The sequence below is a fragment of the Streptomyces sp. NPDC032161 genome, assembly GCF_040636995.1.
Lineage (GTDB): Bacteria > Actinomycetota > Actinomycetes > Streptomycetales > Streptomycetaceae > Streptomyces.
The window spans coordinates 849,112-867,188 of sequence record NZ_JBEZVN010000002.1; the positions used below are offsets into that span (position 1 = coordinate 849,112).

The following is an 18,077-nucleotide window of genomic DNA, read 5'->3' on the forward strand; positions in this document are numbered from 1 at the left end:
GTCTCCTCAGTTGTCCACAGCCCCCCGCACACCGTAGCCCCAGCGCCTACGCTGGGATCCGTCAGGGGGCGAGCGACGTCTCGTACGAACAGGGGGCCCATTCATGACCGAACACAACTACGAGAGCGGCGAGAACGTGCCGAGCAGGCAGCGTCGGCGTTTCGCGGGGATCTCGTCCCGGGCCTACGAACACCCGGCGGACCGCTCGGCCCTGGTGGCCCTGCGCAAGCTGAGCGGTTTCGACACCGTCTTCAAGACACTGAGCGGTCTGCTGCCCGAGCGCAGCCTGCGACTGCTCTTCCTCTCCGACTCCGTCCGGGTGAGCGACGCACAGTTCGTCCATCTCAACGACATGCTGCGGGACGCCTGTTACATCCTGGACCTGGAGAAGGTCCCGCCGATGTACGTCAGCCAGGATCCGCAGCCCAACGCCATGTGCATCGGTCTCGACGAGCCGATCATCGTGGTGACCACGGGGCTGGTGGAGCTGCTCGACGAGGAGGAGATGCGGGCCGTCATCGGCCACGAGGTGGGGCACGCCCTCTCCGGCCATGCCGTGTACCGCACGATTCTGCTGTTCCTCACGAACATCGCACTGAAGGTCGCCTGGATCCCGCTCGGCAATGTGGCGATCATGGCGATCGTGACAGCACTGCGCGAATGGTTCCGCAAGTCGGAGCTGTCGGCCGACCGCGCGGGACTGCTGGTCGGACAGGATCTGCGGGCATCGATGCGCGGACTGATGAAGATCGCGGGCGGCAACCATCTCCACGAGATGAACGTGGACGCCTTCCTCGCGCAGGCCGACGAGTACGAGAAGGGCGGCGACCTGCGCGACTCCGTGCTCAAGATCCTCAACCTGCTGCCCCGCTCGCACCCGTTCACCACGGTGCGCGCGGCCGAGCTGAAGAAGTGGTCCGAGAGTCGCGACTACCAGCGGATCATGGACGGTCACTACCTGCGGCGGGAGGAGGACAAGGACACCTCGGTCACGGATTCCTTCCGGCAGTCCGCGGCGCACTACGCGGACGCGGTGCGGACCAGCAAGGATCCGCTGATGAAGCTCGTCGGCGACATAGCGGGCGGCGCCGGGGACCTGGGGGGAAGGCTCCGCGACAAGTTCACCGGTCAGGGCGGGGGCGCGGCCGGAAAGGGCGGTGCTACGGGTGACTCCCCGGGCTCGGCGCGGCCGGATGAGCCCCAGGCCCCTGAGGGGCCGGAGCCGACGGGGAACTGACCACGAGCGTTCCGCAGAGCGCCCCCGTGGGCCGGCCCGTGTCGTACGGGTCGGTGCCCGCGGGACCGCGGGAGGCTGCGCGCTCACCGGCGAGCAGGGGCCGCAGGACGCCCGTGGTGTCCGACGGGCACGCCTGCGGCCCGGCCTGGACGTAGCTGGTGCGCAGCTCCAGCCGGTGCAGGCGCAGGTCCTCCCGGTCGAAGCGGAAATGCAGCTCGCGCCGCACGGTGAAGAGCGAGGCACCGCCCATTCGCTGGGATCCGGAGGCGGCGGGGCGGAGCGTGTACGTGAAGGTGTGGTCCGACACCACCTCCAGCGTGTCGGCCCCCGCCTCGCTGTAGCTCAACGTGCCCCGGACACGGATGTCGGGACTGGCCAGGGCCACCTTCGCCGGGTCGAAGCGGACCAGCCAGCCGGCGGGCGCGTGCCGCCCGTCGTCGTCCGGCCGGTGCATGCTGCGCTCGAACTGAGCCATCTGGCCGGGGTCGAGCAGCATCTCCACCGGCCGCAGCGCGTGCCCGGTGAGGACGTCGGGGTCGAGCGAGGACGCGACCAGGTAGTCCTTGACGGTGGCCAGGGCCATCGCCACCTGGTTGTCCGAGAAGTTGTCGGTGGCCCTGATCGGCGGCGAGTTGATGCCTGCGGCGCCCTTCGCGAACTGTGCGGCGGGGCTCCGGGAGAGGATGTCGGAAGCCGTTCCGCCGGGTACGGGGTCGCGCGGGGCCAGCGGGACGACGGTCGATCTCAGCACTTCGGCCTTTCGGCCGACGGGCGTCTGGTAGGGGTGGCGAAGGCCCATGTACACGGCCGTTCCGAAGGCCAGCGCGATCAGGAGGACCAGGGCGATGGCGGCTCGGGAACCGGCCTTGAATCTTCGGGGAGGGAGACTGCGCACGGCAGGAGTGTGATCGGCTATGCGTTCCTGTGCGGAGAATTCCTTCAGCCGGGCAGCCCGAACGAAAGACTCGTCGAAGACGAGTGACCTGTACTCGTCCTCACTGCCGCCCGGTGTGTTCTCGGACGGCCCTTCTGGTGGTTCTCCGCGGTGTGCCATGACTTCTCCCGACTCCACGTCACCGACCGAGGTCGAAACGCATCGCTCTGTCTCGGCCGATGGCTTCGGACAGGGCCCGCCCGTCATGGCGCGCATGGCGCCCCATGACCACCCGTGTGCGGACGAGTGAGAAGCCCCCTCGGAGAGAGGGGTCACACCTTCAGGGTAGGTCGATTGCGGCCGCGGTAAACGCGGAGGCGAGAGAGAACCGCCCGGGGCGTGAGAGAACCGTCCGGGAGCGGCACGGGAAGGCCCGGACACCCGGACGCGGTGCGGGGACGCCCCGGGCACACGACCCGAGCACGGCACGGGGCCACCCCACGAAGCCGGACAGGCGTCGGGAGTGGCCCGGGAAGGTCCGGCACACGGACCATGTGCTGTGAGGAAGGCCCCGGCCGCGCGGGAAGCGAGCCGGAGACGCGGAGGAAGGCCCCGGCCGCGCGGGGAGAGCAGCACGGGGTACGGAGAGGGTCGGCCCAGCGGTGCGGAGAACGGCCCGGGCCCCGAGGAGGCTCGGTAGGCGGGTCGGGGCGGGTCAGCCGCTGCCGGGGATCGCGGAGGCCGTGAGGTGCGGCCGACCGACCGATGCCGAGGGCAGGACGGTGGGGGCCGGCCCGGGGGCCGTGTCCACGCCCGTGGTGGCGGGTGGTGGGACGGGGTTCTGCCGGTTGCCCGACGCGTTGCGGTAGACCGCCCCGAAGGCCAGCGCGACCATGCCGATGCCCATCAGCACGGCGAGGATCCAGGCCACGGGCCGGTGCCAGCGCGCCGACCCCCGGTAGGGGCGCAGCGCCCCTCCGTGGCGGCCGTAGGGGCCGCCGTCGGGGTCGATCGGGTCGTAGGAGACGCCCTCGCCGCCGTATGGGCCGTCGTGGCCGTATCCCTCGTCGGAGAAGTCGTCGTCCAGGGGGCCACCGCCCGCCCGGGAACGGGTCGCCTCGGCCTCCGCCCGTGCCTGCGCGGCCGCGAGCAGCCGTTCCACGGCAGTGGGTTCATGGATCTCGGCGGCCCGTACGAAGTCCTCGTCGAACACCACGGAGGCGAAGTCCTCGTCCGCGCCCCCGCGGTCGTCGTCGGGCTCCCAGCCGTCCGGGAACGGCCTGCCCCCCACGTCGTCCGGCACAGCTTCAGACTAGCCCCGGCGGGTCGTTCTGGGCAGGGAGTCCGCGTGACATTCACCGAACCCGGGCGGTCAGCCGGTCACCGCACGTGACCGTCGCCCGTGACGATGTACTTCGTCGAGGTCAGCTCGGGCAGCCCCATCGGCCCCCTGGCGTGCAGCTTCTGCGTGGAGATGCCGATCTCGGCGCCGAAGCCGAACTGCCCGCCGTCGGTGAAGCGCGTCGAGGCGTTCACGGCCACCGTCGTGGAGTCGACCAGTTGGGTGAAGCGGCGTGCGGCCGCCTGGGACGTGGTCACGATCGCCTCGGTGTGGCCGGAGGACCAGAGCCGGATGTGCGCGACGGCCGCGTCCAGCGAGTCCACGACGGCCGCGGCGATGTCGTAGGAGAGGTACTCGGTCTCCCAGTCCTCCGGGGTCGCCGGCACCACGGTGGCCTTGGAACCAGCGGCGTGTTCGAGGACCCGCTCGTCGCCGTGCACGGTCACCCCGGCCCCGGCCAGCGCGTCCAGGGCGCGGGGCAGGAACTCCGCGGCCACGTCCTTGTGCACCAGGAGCGTCTCGGCGGCGTTGCAGACGCTGGGGCGCTGGGCCTTGGAGTTGACCAGGATGTCGACGGCCATGTCGATGTCGGTCCGCGCGTCCACGTAGACGTGGCAGTTGCCGGTGCCGGTCTCGATGACCGGAACGGTGGACTCCTCGACCACCGTGCGGATCAGCGAGGCGCCGCCGCGCGGGATGAGGACGTCGACGAGACCGCGGGCCCGCATCAGCTCGCGCACCGAGTCGCGGCTCTCGCCCGGCACCAGCTGCACCGCGTCGGCCGGGAGGCCCGAGCCGCCGACCGCGTCGCGGATCACCCGTACGAGTGCGGTGTTGGACGCGTATGCCGAGGACGAGCCGCGCAGCAGCACGGCGTTGCCGGACTTCAGGCAGAGCGCGGCGGCGTCGACCGTGACGTTCGGGCGGGCCTCGTAGATGATGCCGACCACGCCGAGCGGTACCCGGACCTGCCGCAGGTCGATGCCGTTGGGCAGGGTGGAGCCCCGGACGACCTCGCCGACCGGGTCGGGCAGCGCCGCCACGTCGCGTACGTCGGCGGCGATGGCGCGGATCCGCTCCGGGGTGAGGGTGAGGCGGTCGACGATCGCCTCGCTGGTCCCGGCCTCGCGGGCGCGGGCGACGTCCTCGGCGTTGGCCTCGACGATCTCGCCCGTCCGCACCTCCAGCGCGTCCGCGATCGCGAGCAGCGCGTCGTCCTTCGCCGCGCGCGGCAGCGGCGCGATGTCGGCGGCGGCGGCGCGCGCCCGGTAGGCGGCCTGGGCGACCGGGGACATGTTGTCGTACGGCGAGAGCGTGGTCATGCCCGCAGCGTAGTGCGCACACCGCGGGCATCCGCCACGTATCCCGTGATGCGAGACAACTGCCCCGGGGCCGGTCACGCCCGGAACCCGTGCCGGATCGCCCGTGGCGGGGCATGCGCGGAATCCGTGCCGCGCACCCGCGCGACGAGCCGTGCGCGAACCTGCGACCGGCCGCGCGGGCCCCGTGCAAGCACCCGTGACCGGGCCGCGCCCTGGATGCGTGCCGACGCCCCCTGGCCGATCGTGCCGGGGCCCCGGGCAGTCGCGCCCGGGGCCCGTGGCCGGTGGTACGGGTGCTCAGAAGGGGTGCACGCCGACCGGGGCCGCCGGGGGCGGCCCGTATCCCTCGGCGACGCGCTGGTGATACGTCTCGCGGTCGATGACCTCCAGACCGACGATCTCCCAGGGCGGGAGCCCGGCGGTGGACCGGTGCTCTCCCCAGAGCCGCAGCGCGACCGCCGCGGCATCGTGCAGGTCGCGGGCCTCCTCCCAGTAGCGGATCTCCGCGTGGTCGTTGGCATACCGGCTGGTCAGCAGGAAGGGATGGTCGTGCGCAAGCTGTTCGAGGCCGCGTCTGACCTCCCCGAGCGGGATCTCGACCCCCGAGACGCTCAACGTGATGTGCCAGAGCCTCGACGGGGTGCGCTCCGGGGCACGCCCCTCGCCCATCGGCCCCGGTTTCACCGCTGCGGGCCCGAACCCGGTGGTCCGGTCGTCCGTATGGTCCGCGGACCGGCTCCCGTCGAAGTCGGCACCTGCTCCGACACTGGTCAGGGCCCGGCCACCCGTTCCTCGGGGCGGCGCCCCCGGGCGCGCTCGTCTCACCGGCGGCCTCCTGTGTATGCGTTTACTGTGCGGTACCCCGCTGTGTCCCCGTTACAAAGTTGACCAGCCCGCGGCCCGGCATGGGGTGGTTTTCATGAAGGTCTCCGTCCTGGGACGGGACTTTCAACCGTTTCAGGGGGTCTGTCAGCGGTGCAGAACGACAAGATCGTCCCTGTGTACGATCTCGCGCTCGTACGCCGGACCGAGTTCCCGTGCCAGGTCGCGGGTGGAGCGGCCGAGCAGTTGCGGGATCTCCTTCGCGTCGAAGTTGACGAGCCCGCGGGCCACGGGACGTCCTTCGGTATCGCGCAGTTCCACCGGATCACCGGCGGTGAACTCGCCCTCGACCGCCACGATCCCGGCGGGCAGCAGCGAGCCGTGCCGTTCGACGAGCGCGCGGACCGCCCCGTCGTCGAGGGTCAGCGAGCCCTGCGGGGTGGAGGCGTGGGCGAGCCAGAGGTGCCGGTCGGCGGACCGCCGCCCGGTGCGGTGGAAGTACGTGCCGGTGTCGCGTCCGGCCAGGGCGTCGGCGGCCCGGCTCGCCGAGGTGAGGACGACGGGGACTCCGGCGGCGGTGGCGATCCGGGCGGCCTCGACCTTGGTGACCATGCCTCCGGTGCCGACGCCCGCCTTCCCCGCGCTGCCGATGACGACCCCCGCCAGATCCTCGGGACCGGCCACCTCGGCGACCCGCGAGGCGCCCGGGACGCTCGGATCGCCGTCGTAGAGACCGTCCACGTCCGAGAGGAGGACCAGCAGGTCCGCGCGGACCAGGTGGGCGACGAGGGCCGCGAGCCGGTCGTTGTCGCCGAACCGGATCTCGTCCGTGGCCACGGTGTCGTTCTCGTTGACGATCGGGAACGCGCCCATGTCCAGGAGTTGGTCGAGGGTGCGGCAGGCGTTGCGGTAGTGGGCGCGGCGGCTGGTGTCGTTGCTGGTCAGCAGCACCTGCCCGACGCGTACGCCGTACCGCGCGAAGGAGGCGGTGTAGCGGGCGACGAGCAGCCCCTGCCCGACGCTGGCCGCGGCCTGCTGCCTGGCCAGGTCCTTGGGCCGCCGGTGCAGGCCGAGCGGGGCGAGCCCGGCGGCGATTGCGCCGCTGGAGACGAGCACGATCTCGCGCTCCCCGCCGCTGCGCACCTTGGCGAGCACGTCGACGAGCGCGTCGACCCGGTCGGCGTCGAGGCCGCCCGCCGCCGTGGTGAGCGAGGAGGAACCGACCTTGACCACGATCCTGCGGGCCTCTGTGACGCCCTGCCTTGCCCCTGACACGTCCATCCCCAATGATTCGGCCTCGCCCAGCCCCCGCAATCTATGCGAAAGAGGGGAACGGGCGCCCACGCGTTTCGCCCCGTGGACGCACGGGCCCGGTTCTCCCGGTCCCGGGCGTCCCAGCGCATTCGCACATACGTCATTCGTACATGTGTCGGTACGCATGTGGCACGGCCGTCCCGGAACAGGCCGTCCCACCCCCTACGGATGTCGTAGCCCTGTCCCCCCGCCTCGCACCCTTACGCCATTGCCCCTGCCCCCCATGCGCCCTTTCCCCCGTACGCGTACATCCTCGCCCGCACACCTGTGCGGGCTGCCCAATGTCCGCACGGAACTGCGGAAACGCATTCGAAACGGCCGCCTTCCAGGCGGCGTGCGTCCGCGCCGGGGGGAACGGAAGAATGCCGGCGCACGCCGAACTCCGCGCAACCATCGGGTCACTTCGTTCATCTAAGAGCCGATAGGGTGCAATGCGGCGGCCCTCCCCCGTTCGCTTCGGCAGTGGCAGTGTCGGCCCCGCATCCGCCGCCATCTCCAGAGACCTACCAGACATGGGACAGCAGCGATGCCAGTCAAAGTTAGTGTCGTCATTCCGGTGTACAACCCGGGCAAGTACATCGACCCCTGCATCGACTCGCTCCTGCGGCAGTCATTGCCCCCGGAAGAGTTCGAAGTTCTGTTCGTGAACGACGGGTCGACGGACGACACCCCTGCCCGGCTGGAGAAACTTTCGGCGGAGCACCCCCATTTCCGGCTGATCACCATCCCCAATTCCGGCTGGCCGGGAAAGCCCCGCAACGTCGGCGTGGACGAGGCGAAGGGCGAGTACGTCCAGTTCGTCGACCAGGACGACCACCTCGCCTCGGACGCCCTGCGCCGTCTGTACGAGATGGGGCACCGCAACGGCTCGGACATCGTCATCGGCAAGGTGGCCAGCAACTTCCGCGGTGTGCCGCACGGCGTGTTCAAGAAGGACCGCGAGAAGTGCACGCTCCACGACGCGCCCCTGTACGACAGCCTCACGCCGCACAAGATGTTCCGTACGGCGTTCCTCCGCGAGAACGGCATCGCCTATCCCGAGGGCAAGCGCCGGCTGGAGGACCAGCTCTACATGATGCAGGCGTACTTCCCCGCGAAGGCCGTCTCGATCCTCGGGAGCTACACCTGCTACTACTACTCCCGGCGCGACGACGGCAAGAACGCGGGATCCGCCAAGATCGTCCCGTCCCAGTACTACGGGAACCTCCGTGAGGTCCTGGACGTCGTCGTGGCCAACACCGAACCCGGCTCGTTCCGGGATCTGCTGCTGCGCCGCTTCTACCGGGTCGAGATGCTGGGCCGACTGAGCGAGCCCTCGGTCGTCAAGTACCACCCCGAATTCCGCCACGAGATGGTCGACGCGATCAGGCCACTGGCCCTCGACTTCATGGGCGACGGCGTGCACGACGGCCTCGGCCCGCTGCTGCGGGTGCGGTCGACGCTCCTGCGCAAGGACGACCGGGAGGGCCTGCTCCGCATCGCCCGGTTCGCAGGCGGCGTCAAGGCGGCGGCCCGGCTGGAGGAGTTCGCCTGGCAGCCGGACGGCCGCGTCGCCATCACCGTGACCGCCCGGCTGGTCCACGGCGACGACCAGGAGCCGGTGAGGCTGCTGCGCCGCGACGGCCGCTACTTCCTGCACCCGGACACCGGGGGCGGTCTGCTCCCGCGCGACGAACCGCTGGACGTCACCGACGACATCGACGGCTTCTCCGCCGAACTGTCGCTGCGCAACCGCGAGACGGCCGTCGAATGGCCCTGCCCCGCCTCGTTCACCACCGAGATCGACGATCTCGGCGACGGCGTCTGCGAGGTCGTGCTGCGCGGCGGCGGCCATGTCTCCTCGGAGGCCGTCAGGGGCCGCGGCCGGGTCTCCCGCGGCTTCTGGGACATCTGGGTACCGCTGCGCGGCCTCGGTCTGGTCCGCAAGGCACGGCTCGGCGCCGACCGCGCGCCGGAGGTGGACGCCGCCTGCCTGCCCGCGTCGCTCGGTTCACCGGCGCGCGCCGTCATCCCGTACTTCACCGACCCGCACGGCAATCTCACGCTCGACGTGAGCCGCCGCGGCAAGAAGCTCGCCACCTATCTGGAGGGACGTCCGGTGCTGCGGGTCCCGGGCCGCCGGACCGAACTCCGGCTGGACCTCTTCACCACCGAGACCACCGCCACGTCCGAGGCCCGCCTGGTCCTGACCCCGGCCGACGGAACCGGCACGGCCGCGCACACGCTGCGCACCACGCTGCACCCGACGAAGGGCCGGGCCCACCTCGTTCTCCCGGACCGCGCGCCCGGCCTCGCGGCGGGCGACTGGAACCTCTCCGTCCGGCTGGACGGGGAGAAGAACCCCGCGCTTCCCCTGTGCTCCGTCACGGTCGGAGCGGGCGGGCGGATCCAGCCGACCCCGGAACTGGCCGAGGCCCCGGCCTCCGTCATGGCGGGCGCCGCCGCCCAGCGCCGGAAGGCGACACTGCGACGGGCGCTGCGCACCATCGGCGGCCCCGTCGTGCGCAGGCTCCCTCCGCAGGGCCGGAAGCGGGCGCGCCGCCTCGCCGAGCGGCTCCTCGCCGGCTGACCCCTCGGCCGCCCCGCGTGCCGGCGTGGGCGCCACTCGGCCGATCCCCCGGGGCCGGTCGACACCCACCGGCTGGCCCCGGGCGAGGCCGCATCACCACCGCACCACCAGAAGCACCAGAACACACGGAACGAGGACGTGATCGCATGCGGCAGCTCTCCATCTCAGGGGCCTGGGTACACGAACCCAAGGTCTTCCCGGACAGCCGCGGCAGCTTCCACGAGTGGTTCAAGGCCTCCGACCTCGGCGAGGCCGTCGGGCACACGCTGAGCCTCGCACAGGCCAACTTCTCCGTCTCCGGTCGCGGAACACTGCGCGGTGTCCACTTCGCCGACGTGCCGCCGAGCCAGGCGAAGTACGTCAAGTGCGTGCGCGGCGCGGTACTGGACGTCATCGTGGACATCCGGGTCGGCTCCCCCACGTACAAGCGGTGGGAGGCCGTCCGGCTCGACGACGTGGACCACCACGCCGTCTACGTCTCCGAGGGGCTCGGTCACGCCTTCATGGCCCTGACGGACGACGCGTCGGTGGTGTACCTGTGCTCCGAGGGCTACGCGCCCACCCGCGAGCACGGCGTCGACCCGCTCGACCCGGAGCTGGGCATCGAGTGGCCGGAGGGCATCACGCCCCTGCTGTCCGACAAGGACGCCGCGGCTCCCTCACTGGCCGAGGCCGAGAAGCGGGGGCTGCTGCCGTCGTACGCGGCGTGCGAGGCGTACTACGCGGAGCTGCGCGCCCGGGGCTGAACCGGGCGGGAACGGCGAAAGCCCCGTGATCCGCCTGGATCACGGGGCTTTCGCACGGCCCGTCCCCCTCCACTGTCCTGGCGGGGGCGGGCCCGTCACGGCCGCGCTCCGTTGCGGACCGGCCGCGGGAACCGCGCGGCGGCGGTCACGGCCGCACGCCGGTCGAAGCCGCACGCCCGCAATGACGCGCTCCGGTCACCGCCGCGTGCCGGTCACGGACTCGATGCTCCGGCGCAGGGGCGCGAACGCCGAGCGCGGGCGGCGCAGGTTACGGGCACGCACCAGAGCGGGCCAGAAGTCTGCGCGCAGCAGCGCCTCGGGCTGGACGGCGTTCTTCCGCACCAGCACCTCCTCGGGCACCTCCTGCGGATCGGGTACGACGTACTCCTCGATGATCCGGTCGTACTCGTTCTTCAGGATCCGGTTCTCCGGGTCGGCGCCGAACACGACGACCACGCCGGTCGGGGCCGTGTCCACCTCGACGACGACCAGGTCGGGGCGGAAGCGGCGGAGCACCTGCACCACCTTGTAGACGTCACCGGTCCAGAACTTGGTGTGACGGTCGCGGGCCGCCTCGTCGACGTCCCGCGGCAGCATGTCGTCCAGCACGATCACGCTCGACCAGCGGGAGTGCTTCTCGACGTTCATGAAGTCGCGCAGGGCGTACTCGAAGAGGTGCATTCCGTCGATGAAGGAGAGTTCCAGCTTCGGGTCCCCGCCGAACAGATTGAGCGGGTCGCGGCGGGCGAGGGCGCGGAACGGATTGCGGCCGTTGCGCAGGTGCAGGAGCGGGTCCTTGCGGGCGAAGAACTTGTCGCTCGTCGCCTTGACCAGGTGAACATCGCAGCTGATGTCCGTGATCACCCGGAAAGCGGGGTCGACGGCGACGGAGGGCACTCGTGAAAGAGCCAGACTCCTGCCGTCGTTGACCCCGATTTCCAGATAGTTCCGGGGACGGTAGATGCGGTGCAAATGACGCAGAAAGTCATGGCGGTTCACGCGGGAGCAGCCCTTCGGAGGCACCAATGGGTCCGGTCCCGGCGAAGTTACCGTATGAACGTACTGCGACGTAAGCGTTTCCTCGTTTCAAACTCTCGTTTTCACACATTTGAAATCCGGCCGGAATCAGACCATCAGAACACGCATCCGAAACTCACCTGAAAGCTCGCGCGAAGTCCGTCCGGGGCTCCTCACGGCCGCTCCGCCGCGACGAGTGCCGGAAAGGCCGCCTCCAGCGCCTCCCGCCAGTCCCGGATCGGTTCGATTCCGGCCATCGACCAGCGGTCGTGCCCCAGCACGCTGTACGCGGGCCTCGGGGCCGGCCGCGCGAAGGCGGCACTGGTCGTGGGACGGACGCGCTCCGGATCGGCGCCGAGCAGCCGGAAGATCTCGCGGGTGAGGCCGAACCACGTGGTCTCGCCGCCGCCGGTGCCGTGGTAGACGCCCGCGGGGGCGGTGCCCGCGAGAGCCGCCTGCCCGAGCCGGACCAGCCGGTCGGCCAGATCGACGGTCCAGGTGGGCTGTCCGCGCTGGTCGTCCACCACGTCGAGGGTGTCCTTCACCCCCTCCAGCCTGATCATGGTCCGGACGAAGTTGCCGCCGCCCGCGCCATACAGCCAGGCGGTGCGGACCACGTAGCCGGTGTCCGGCAGGGTGCCGAGCACGGCCCGCTCACCGGCCAGCTTCGTGCGGCCGTAGGCGCTGCGCGGCCCGGTGGGGTCGTCCTCGGCGTACGGCTTCTCGGCGTCACCGGCGAAGACGTAGTCCGTGGAGACCTGGAGGAGGACGGCGCCGTGCTCGTGGCAGGCCGCGGCGAGGACCTCGGGCCCCGTGCCGTTGACCAGCAGCGCAGAGGCTTCCGTGGTCTCGGCGTCGTCGACCGCGGTCCAGGCGGCGCAGTTCACCACGACGGCCGGGCGGTGCTCCTCGAAGGCCGCCCGCACCGATCCGGGGTCGGCGACGTCGACGGCCCTCCGGTCCGCGGCGACCGCGGTGACGTCCTCGTCGGCGAGCCGGGCCAGGACGTCCCGGCCCAGCATCCCGGCGGCTCCGGTGACCAGCCAGACGGCGCTCACAGGGCGGCCCTCTCCTTCAGCGGCTCCCACCAGGCACGGTTGTCGCGGTACCACCGCACGGTCTCGGCGAGGCCGGTGCGGAAGTCCTTGCGGGGCTCGTAGCCCAGCTCCTCGCGGATCTTGGTGCAGTCGACCGAGTACCGGCGGTCGTGGCCCTTGCGGTCCTCGACGTAGGTGACGCTGCTCCAGTCGGCGCCGCACGCCTCCAGCAGCAGGGCGGTCAGCTCCTTGTTGGACAGCTCCGTGCCGCCGCCGATGTTGTAGATCTCACCGGCCCGGCCCTTCGTACGGACCAGTTCGATGCCCTGGACGTGGTCGTCGATGTGCAGCCAGTCGCGGACGTTGCCGCCGTCGCCGTAGAGCGGGACCGTCCCGCCGTCCAGCAGGTTGGTGACGAAGAGCGGGATGACCTTCTCGGGGAAGTGGTGGTGCCCGTAGTTGTTGGAGCAGCGGGTCACGCGCACGTCGAGGCCGTGGGTGCGGTGGTACGAGAGCGCGATCAGATCGCTGGACGCCTTGGCGGCGGAGTACGGCGAGTTGGGTGCGAGCGGGTCGGTCTCGGGCCAGGAGCCCTCGTCGATCGAGCCGTATACCTCGTCCGTGGAGATGTGCACGAACGTCTTGACTCCGGCCAGGTGCGCGGCGTGGATCAGGGTGTGGGTGCCCACGACGTTCGTACGGACGAACTCGGCGCCGCCGTCGATGGAGCGGTCCACATGGGACTCGGCGGCGAAGTGCACCACCTGGTCGTGCTCGGCCATCAGTCCGGCGACCAGCTCGGCGTCGCAGATGTCGCCCTGCACGAACCGGAAGCCGGGGTGGTCGCGCACCTCGTCGAGATTGGCGGGATTGCCCGCGTAGGTGAGCTTGTCGAGCACGGTGACGGCGACGTCACCGGGGCCCTCGGGGCCGAGCACCGTACGAACGTAGTGCGAGCCGATGAATCCGGCGCCGCCGGTCACCAGGATGTGGGTGGTCATGAGGAGATCTGCACCTTGCTGTGGTCGCCGAGCACGAGTCGGTGGGCGGACGGGGAACGGGGCGCGGGGGTCACCTCGACGTCTCGGCCGATGAGCGACGCCTCGACGCGGCGGACGCCCGCGACGGAGGCGCCCCGCAGGACGATGGAGTACTCGATCTCGCTGTCCTCGATCCGGACGTCCTCCGAGATCGAGGTGAACGGGCCCACGTACGCGCCGCTGATCACCGATCGCGCGCCGATGATCGCCGGGCCGACGATGCGGCTGCCGCTGACCTTGGCGCCGGGTTCGATCCGCACCCGGCCGATGATCTCGGTGTCGTCGTCGACCTCGGCCCCGTCCTGGGCGGGCTCGACGGTCTCCAGGACCGTGCGGTTGACCTCCAGCATGTCGGTGACGTTGCCGGTGTCCTTCCAGTACCCGCGGATCGTGGTGGAGCGGACGTCGCGCTCCTGGTCGATCAGCCACTGGATGGCGTGGGTGATCTCCAGCTCGCCCCGCCAGGAGGGCTCGATCGAACGGACCGCCTCGTGGATGGCGGGGGTGAACAGGTAGACGCCGACGAGCGCCAGGTCGCTCTTGGGCTCCCTCGGCTTCTCCTCCAGGCCCACCACCCGGCCCTCGGGGTCGAGCTCCGCGACGCCGAAGGAGGTCGGGTCGGGCACCCGGGTCAGCAGGATCTGCGCGTCGGGCCGCTCCTTTCGGAACCCGTCCACCAGACCGGTGATCCCGCCGACGATGAAGTTGTCGCCGAGGTACATGACGAAGTCGTCGTCCCCCAGGAAGTCGCGGGCGATCAGCACCGCGTGGGCGAGGCCGAGCGGCTGTTCCTGCGGGATGTACGTGACGTCGATGCCGAGCCGGGAGCCGTCGCCGACCGCCTCGCGGATCTCGTCCGCGGTCTCGCCGACGATGATGCCGACCTCGGTGATGCCCGCTTCCGCGATGGCTTCCAGGCCGTAGAACAGCACGGGTTTGTTCGCCACCGGCACCAGTTGTTTGGCCGAGGTGTGCGTGATGGGGCGCAGGCGTGTGCCGGCCCCTCCGGACAGTACGAGAGCCTTCACGTGACCAGTCCTCACGGTTGGGATATCCGACGTGCCGCGGCCGCGACCCGATGGGCGACTTTACTGAGAATCGCCGCGCGCTTCCCGGCGCGTCAACTTCATGAACAAAACCCGTCAACTTCATGAACGAAATACAGAACACGCGCCCGGAATCGGATCGGTCATATATCCAGGGCCGGAACTGTCATATGCCCGAGGCCGGAATGGCCGTCCGGGACCGGGCCGGACGCATCGCCGGATTCGGGGCGGACGCACGTGCGGACCGGACCGGCCATCGCTCAGCGCGTGACGATCCGCGACTTCCAGCGCCGTACGTCCCGCCGCACGCGTCGGGCGAGGCGCCGGGACAGCGACGCCCTGCGCGCCGCCGCCGCGGGCCGCTCGATGCGCTTGCCGTCGTGCCAGTCCGGCACGGTGACCTCGAAGTCCGCGTCGGAGAGCCCGCTCGACCGGTCCCGGAAGTGCGGGTACGCCAGGAACAGCTTGTCCCCCTTACGCGAACGCACCACATCCGGAACGGACTTGTCCCGCACGAAGGTCAGCACATCCACCAGGACGTCGGAGCTGCCGCGCGCCACGGCGGCGAGCCGCAGCCGCTCGGCGACCTTGATCAGACGCGCCACCCCGGTGTCCCAGTAGGCGTCCATGAGCGGGGCGGCGAGCTCCAGTTTGTGCCGCCGGACCTCCTCCGAGTCGCGGAGGAAGACCGGGCCGAACTGCTGCAGCAGCCCGACCGTGAAGGGGCGGACCATCAGGAAATCGCGCTTCGGCCCGGCGGGTTCGAGGCGGTGGATGAGCTGCATCATGGCGCGCATGGAATCGAAGCGCCATTCGTAGGTGCCGCTCTTGGTGACGTGCTTTCCGTCGTCCCGGCCGACGAGGTAGTAACAGGTGTAATCGGAGACGACGGAAATCCCGGCGCCCCGCAGATACGCCTCCATGGTGAAAAGCGCGTCCTCGCCCGTCTTGAGTCCCTCGTCGAATCTCAGACCGAGCCGCTCCAGCAACGCACGCCGGAAGAGTTTTTGCGCACTGAGCGTGTATATGACCTTGGAGTTGTAGACGTCGACACGTTCCCTGGTGGCCGTCCACATCGACTTCGGCGCACCTCTGTTCACACCGACGACCTTGCCCAGCACCACATCGGTGCCCGCCCGGTCGGCCATCGCGACCATGCGCTCCAGGGCCTCCTCGCCGAAATAGTCGTCGGCGTCGAGGAAGAAGACGTAACGGCCCCGGGCCAGCCCCAGGCCCACGTTGCGCGGCCCGCTGGGACCGCCGGAATTCGCCTGTCTGACCACCCGGGTCGGCACCGCGGACCGGGCCGCGAACTCCTCCAGGTACTCGCCGGTGCCGTCGGTCGAGCCGTCGTCGACCGCCACGATCTCGATCCGGTGGGCGCCGATGGTCTGCGCCTCCACCGATTCGAGGCAGCGCACGAGGTAGGGCATGGCCTCATAGGCACCGACGACCACGGTCACGTCAGGGATTGGCATGTCGTTCACATCAACAGAAGACAGGCGACATCATGCGTTGGTTGCCCCATACTCTCCCCCCAAAGAGTGGCGCTCATCACAAAAGCCCGGCACAACCCTTTTCGGGCTATGCCGGGCATGATGGCGTGTGCTATTGAGACACGCCGTTTTCAGCCACTCACGGGCTCGCCGACGTTCTTCGCCACCCGTGTGTTCCGGGCCGCCGACCTGGCCGCGAGCGCCTCGACAGCCCTGTTGAACTGCACGATCGAGGTGGGCTCGTCCGGACCGAGGAGGTATTCCTTCAGCTCGCGCCGGTCGGTGGCCAGAGTGTCCGCCTCGGGGTCCGACACCGCCGCGAGCAGGGCATCCAGCTCGGTCGCCTCGTTGGACAGGATGACCGCGGCACGCACCGCGGTGTTCTGCCGCCGGAACTCGTCCTCGCCCAGGGCCGCCGAGTCGGTGACCGCGTACGGCTTCCCGCTGGCGATGAAGTCCGACACCACGCTGGAGATGTCCGAGACCATGGCGTCCGACTCGTTGAAGCAGTCGTACAGCCGCATCCGGGCGCCCGTGACGACCTTGTGCTCCCACCAGCCGAGCGCGCGCCAGGACGCCGCGTTCCACTCGTCCCTGAGCCGTGCGATCTCGGCCTCGCGCGCCGGGTCGGCCAGCGAGTCGCGGGACAGTTCGGCCTCGTCCCCGGAGGTCTGTCCGCCGCTCGTCAGCACGTCGAGGCGCGCCTCGATACGGGTCAGTTCGGCCCGCGCCTCGGCCTGCGCCGACCGGAGCGCCGTGGCCTCTTCCGCCCAACGGGGGTCGGTGGCCCGCTCGGCGGCGGCCTTCTCGATCATCGCGGTGATCCGCTGGTGCGCGGCCTTGGCCTTGGCACTGCGGGTGCCCGTGAAGGGGTGCGGCTTGTAGAGCAGCCTGACCGGCTTCTCGGCGTTCAGCAGGCGCCGGACGATGTTCTCGCCGGCCAGCAGCAGCGAGGTGTTGCCCGGGTTGTCGTCCCAGCCCTCCCAGGTGGGGGCGTACAGCACGGTCGGGATCGGGTTCTTCGGCACGCCGGACCACGGCCGGATGGGGGCCAGCTGCGGGCGGCCCACTTCGACGATGTCCTCGTCGCGCACCCCGACGTCCGCCAGTGCGTAGCGGTCGCGGCCGGCCCGGCCCGCGGTCCACACCTCGTCGTACGCCTTGCTGTACGGGTTGACGCTGGCGATCTTGTCGCTGTCGCCGTGGCCGATGAAGACGTGCTTCATCGTCGGCACCCGGAGCAGGTGGATGTTCTTGCCGACGTTGGCCGCGTACAGCGCGACCCGCACCGACGAGAGGTCCAGGTTCATCAGGTGCACGCCGCCGGGCACGCAGAGCACCGGCACCGACGTCGTGTTCAGCTGGGGCAGGATGACCCGCTCGCGCAGCAGGATCAGCGGGCGGCCCTCGACCTGGGCCATGGTCTCCAGCCACATGTTGGCCTGGTAGGCCGAGTCCTTGGAACCGGAGAAGTAGAGCACCACGGTCGGCTGGTACTCACGCAGCCAGGTGTCCACCGCGCCGAGCACCTTGGCGTCGGGCCCCACGATCCGCTTCGGCCGGAGGTACGGGACCAGCGCCGCCAGGTAGCAGGCCGCGAGCACCAGGGTCACGGCCAGGCCCGCGTAGGCGATGACGTGCACATCGGTCTCCACCGCGACCAGGACGCCCACCATCGCGAAGACGTCCAGGTGGAGCATCTTCTCCGCGGCCCGGTTCATCAGCAGCGGCCGGGGGGCGTCGGGGATCCGCACCCGTTCCAGGTCGATGTTGCGGGTGACGACCGGGAGCCTGCGACGGTTCTTGATCAACGTCACTATCGCGCTCTGCGGTGCCTGGAGGGCGTAGAAGGCCAGCAGGCATGCGACGGTCGTGTAGAACAGCGTCGCCTCGCCGTACCCCATGCGGGTGAGCAGCAGGATGAGCAGGAGCTGACGGACCAGGAAGCGGATCGAGAGCCCCGCGCGGACGGCGGACAGCCGGTTGATCAGATAGCTGCCACGCCGGTGCAGGTGCTGGTCGGCCAGGTAGGTCACCGCGGCGGCGCCGGCGAAGAACCAGAGATCGGGGAGCAGGGCCGCGAGCATTATGCATGGGAAACCCAGAGCCATGAGAAGAGCTGCGGCCAGCTCCGAAGCGCTGCCCACCCTGGCCAAGCGCATGGCTTTCGAAATCACGAAGTACCGCTCCCGAGGGTGCCGACTGGTTGCCTTGC

At 70.4% G+C, this 18,077-nt stretch carries 14 protein-coding genes; 3 read left to right on the forward strand and 11 right to left on the reverse strand.

The annotated features are described in order from the left end of the window. Positions 1 to 103: 103 nt before the first annotated feature. Positions 104 to 1,237: a M48 family metallopeptidase gene (locus AB0E67_RS09520; RefSeq protein ID WP_362023128.1), complete on the forward strand. Its 1,134-nt coding sequence runs from the start codon at positions 104 to 106 to the stop codon at positions 1,235 to 1,237. Here AB0E67_RS09520 and AB0E67_RS09525 read toward each other — a convergent pair. The 5 genes from AB0E67_RS09525 to proB all read right to left on the reverse strand — a co-directional run bounded on the left by AB0E67_RS09525 (position 1,161) and on the right by proB (position 6,830). Further along, positions 1,161 to 2,291 (reverse strand): hypothetical protein, encoded by a 1,131-nt coding sequence (locus tag AB0E67_RS09525; RefSeq protein WP_362023130.1) that lies wholly within the window; start codon positions 2,289 to 2,291, stop codon positions 1,161 to 1,163. The genes AB0E67_RS09520 and AB0E67_RS09525 overlap by 77 nt on opposite strands. A 535-nt stretch (positions 2,292 to 2,826) precedes the next feature. Beyond that, a complete protein-coding gene (locus AB0E67_RS09530) occupies positions 2,827 to 3,414 on the reverse strand; it encodes a hypothetical protein (protein WP_362023133.1) in 588 nt (195 codons plus the stop codon). A 77-nt stretch (positions 3,415 to 3,491) separates the two neighbouring features. Beyond that, the gene (locus AB0E67_RS09535; RefSeq protein WP_362023136.1) at positions 3,492 to 4,775 is read right to left on the reverse strand and encodes a glutamate-5-semialdehyde dehydrogenase; all 1,284 of its coding nucleotides are present in this window, start codon (positions 4,773 to 4,775) and stop codon (positions 3,492 to 3,494) included. Between the two features lie 297 nt (positions 4,776 to 5,072). Then, positions 5,073 to 5,600 (reverse strand): hypothetical protein, encoded by a 528-nt coding sequence (locus tag AB0E67_RS09540; RefSeq protein WP_362023139.1) that lies wholly within the window; start codon positions 5,598 to 5,600, stop codon positions 5,073 to 5,075. Between the two features lie 144 nt (positions 5,601 to 5,744). Continuing rightward, positions 5,745 to 6,830, reverse strand: a complete 1,086-nt coding sequence (gene proB, locus AB0E67_RS09545; protein WP_362023618.1) for a glutamate 5-kinase — start codon at positions 6,828 to 6,830, stop codon at positions 5,745 to 5,747. 607 nt (positions 6,831 to 7,437) lie between these two features. Here proB and AB0E67_RS09550 point away from each other — a divergent pair. Together AB0E67_RS09550 and rfbC are read left to right on the forward strand one after the other, a co-directional pair. Then, complete coding sequence (locus tag AB0E67_RS09550; RefSeq protein WP_362023142.1) at positions 7,438 to 9,480, forward strand: glycosyltransferase family A protein; 2,043 nt, start codon at positions 7,438 to 7,440, stop codon at positions 9,478 to 9,480. 146 nt (positions 9,481 to 9,626) lie between these two features. Next, positions 9,627 to 10,226, forward strand: a complete 600-nt coding sequence (gene rfbC / locus AB0E67_RS09555; protein ID WP_362023145.1) for a dTDP-4-dehydrorhamnose 3,5-epimerase — start codon at positions 9,627 to 9,629, stop codon at positions 10,224 to 10,226. A gap of 195 nt (positions 10,227 to 10,421) precedes the next feature. Here rfbC and AB0E67_RS09560 read toward each other — a convergent pair whose 3' ends face one another. The 6 genes from AB0E67_RS09560 to AB0E67_RS09585 form a co-directional block, all read right to left on the reverse strand. Continuing rightward, complete coding sequence (locus AB0E67_RS09560) at positions 10,422 to 11,225, reverse strand: class I SAM-dependent methyltransferase (RefSeq protein WP_362023148.1); 804 nt, start codon at positions 11,223 to 11,225, stop codon at positions 10,422 to 10,424. A 191-nt stretch (positions 11,226 to 11,416) separates the two neighbouring features. Beyond that, on the reverse strand, positions 11,417 to 12,301 hold the full coding sequence (gene rfbD / locus AB0E67_RS09565) for a dTDP-4-dehydrorhamnose reductase (protein ID WP_362023151.1): 885 nt from the start codon (positions 12,299 to 12,301) through the stop codon (positions 11,417 to 11,419). Beyond that, positions 12,298 to 13,281 carry a dTDP-glucose 4,6-dehydratase gene (gene rfbB / locus AB0E67_RS09570; RefSeq protein WP_362023154.1) on the reverse strand — a complete coding sequence of 328 codons (984 nt, stop codon included), beginning with the start codon at positions 13,279 to 13,281 and terminating at the stop codon, positions 12,298 to 12,300. Before rfbB ends, rfbD begins: the two co-directional genes overlap by 4 nt. Continuing rightward, positions 13,278 to 14,348, reverse strand: a complete 1,071-nt coding sequence (locus AB0E67_RS09575; RefSeq protein WP_362023157.1) for a glucose-1-phosphate thymidylyltransferase — start codon at positions 14,346 to 14,348, stop codon at positions 13,278 to 13,280. The genes rfbB and AB0E67_RS09575 overlap by 4 nt, the downstream gene beginning before the upstream one ends. Before the next feature lie 278 nt (positions 14,349 to 14,626). After that, positions 14,627 to 15,844, reverse strand: a complete 1,218-nt coding sequence (locus AB0E67_RS09580; RefSeq protein ID WP_362023160.1) for a glycosyltransferase family 2 protein — start codon at positions 15,842 to 15,844, stop codon at positions 14,627 to 14,629. A 149-nt stretch (positions 15,845 to 15,993) separates the two neighbouring features. Beyond that, positions 15,994 to 18,024 (reverse strand): hypothetical protein, encoded by a 2,031-nt coding sequence (locus AB0E67_RS09585; protein ID WP_362023620.1) that lies wholly within the window; start codon positions 18,022 to 18,024, stop codon positions 15,994 to 15,996. Positions 18,025 to 18,077: the final 53 nt, after the last annotated feature.

Bases quoted from the DNA above. Each gene is read 5' to 3' on its own strand.
- AB0E67_RS09520 (WP_362023128.1), top strand. From the start codon at position 104: ATGACCGAACACAACTACGAGAGCGGCGAGAACGTGCCGAGCAGGCAG.
- AB0E67_RS09525 (WP_362023130.1), bottom strand. From the start codon at position 2,291: ATGGCACACCGCGGAGAACCACCAGAAGGGCCGTCCGAGAACACACCG.
- AB0E67_RS09535 (WP_362023136.1), bottom strand. From the start codon at position 4,775: ATGACCACGCTCTCGCCGTACGACAACATGTCCCCGGTCGCCCAGGCC.
- AB0E67_RS09550 (WP_362023142.1), top strand. From the start codon at position 7,438: ATGCCAGTCAAAGTTAGTGTCGTCATTCCGGTGTACAACCCGGGCAAG.
- rfbC (WP_362023145.1), top strand. From the start codon at position 9,627: ATGCGGCAGCTCTCCATCTCAGGGGCCTGGGTACACGAACCCAAGGTC.
- rfbB (WP_362023154.1), bottom strand. From the start codon at position 13,281: ATGACCACCCACATCCTGGTGACCGGCGGCGCCGGATTCATCGGCTCG.
- AB0E67_RS09580 (WP_362023160.1), bottom strand. From the start codon at position 15,844: ATGCCAATCCCTGACGTGACCGTGGTCGTCGGTGCCTATGAGGCCATG.
- AB0E67_RS09585 (WP_362023620.1), bottom strand. From the start codon at position 18,024: ATGCGCTTGGCCAGGGTGGGCAGCGCTTCGGAGCTGGCCGCAGCTCTT.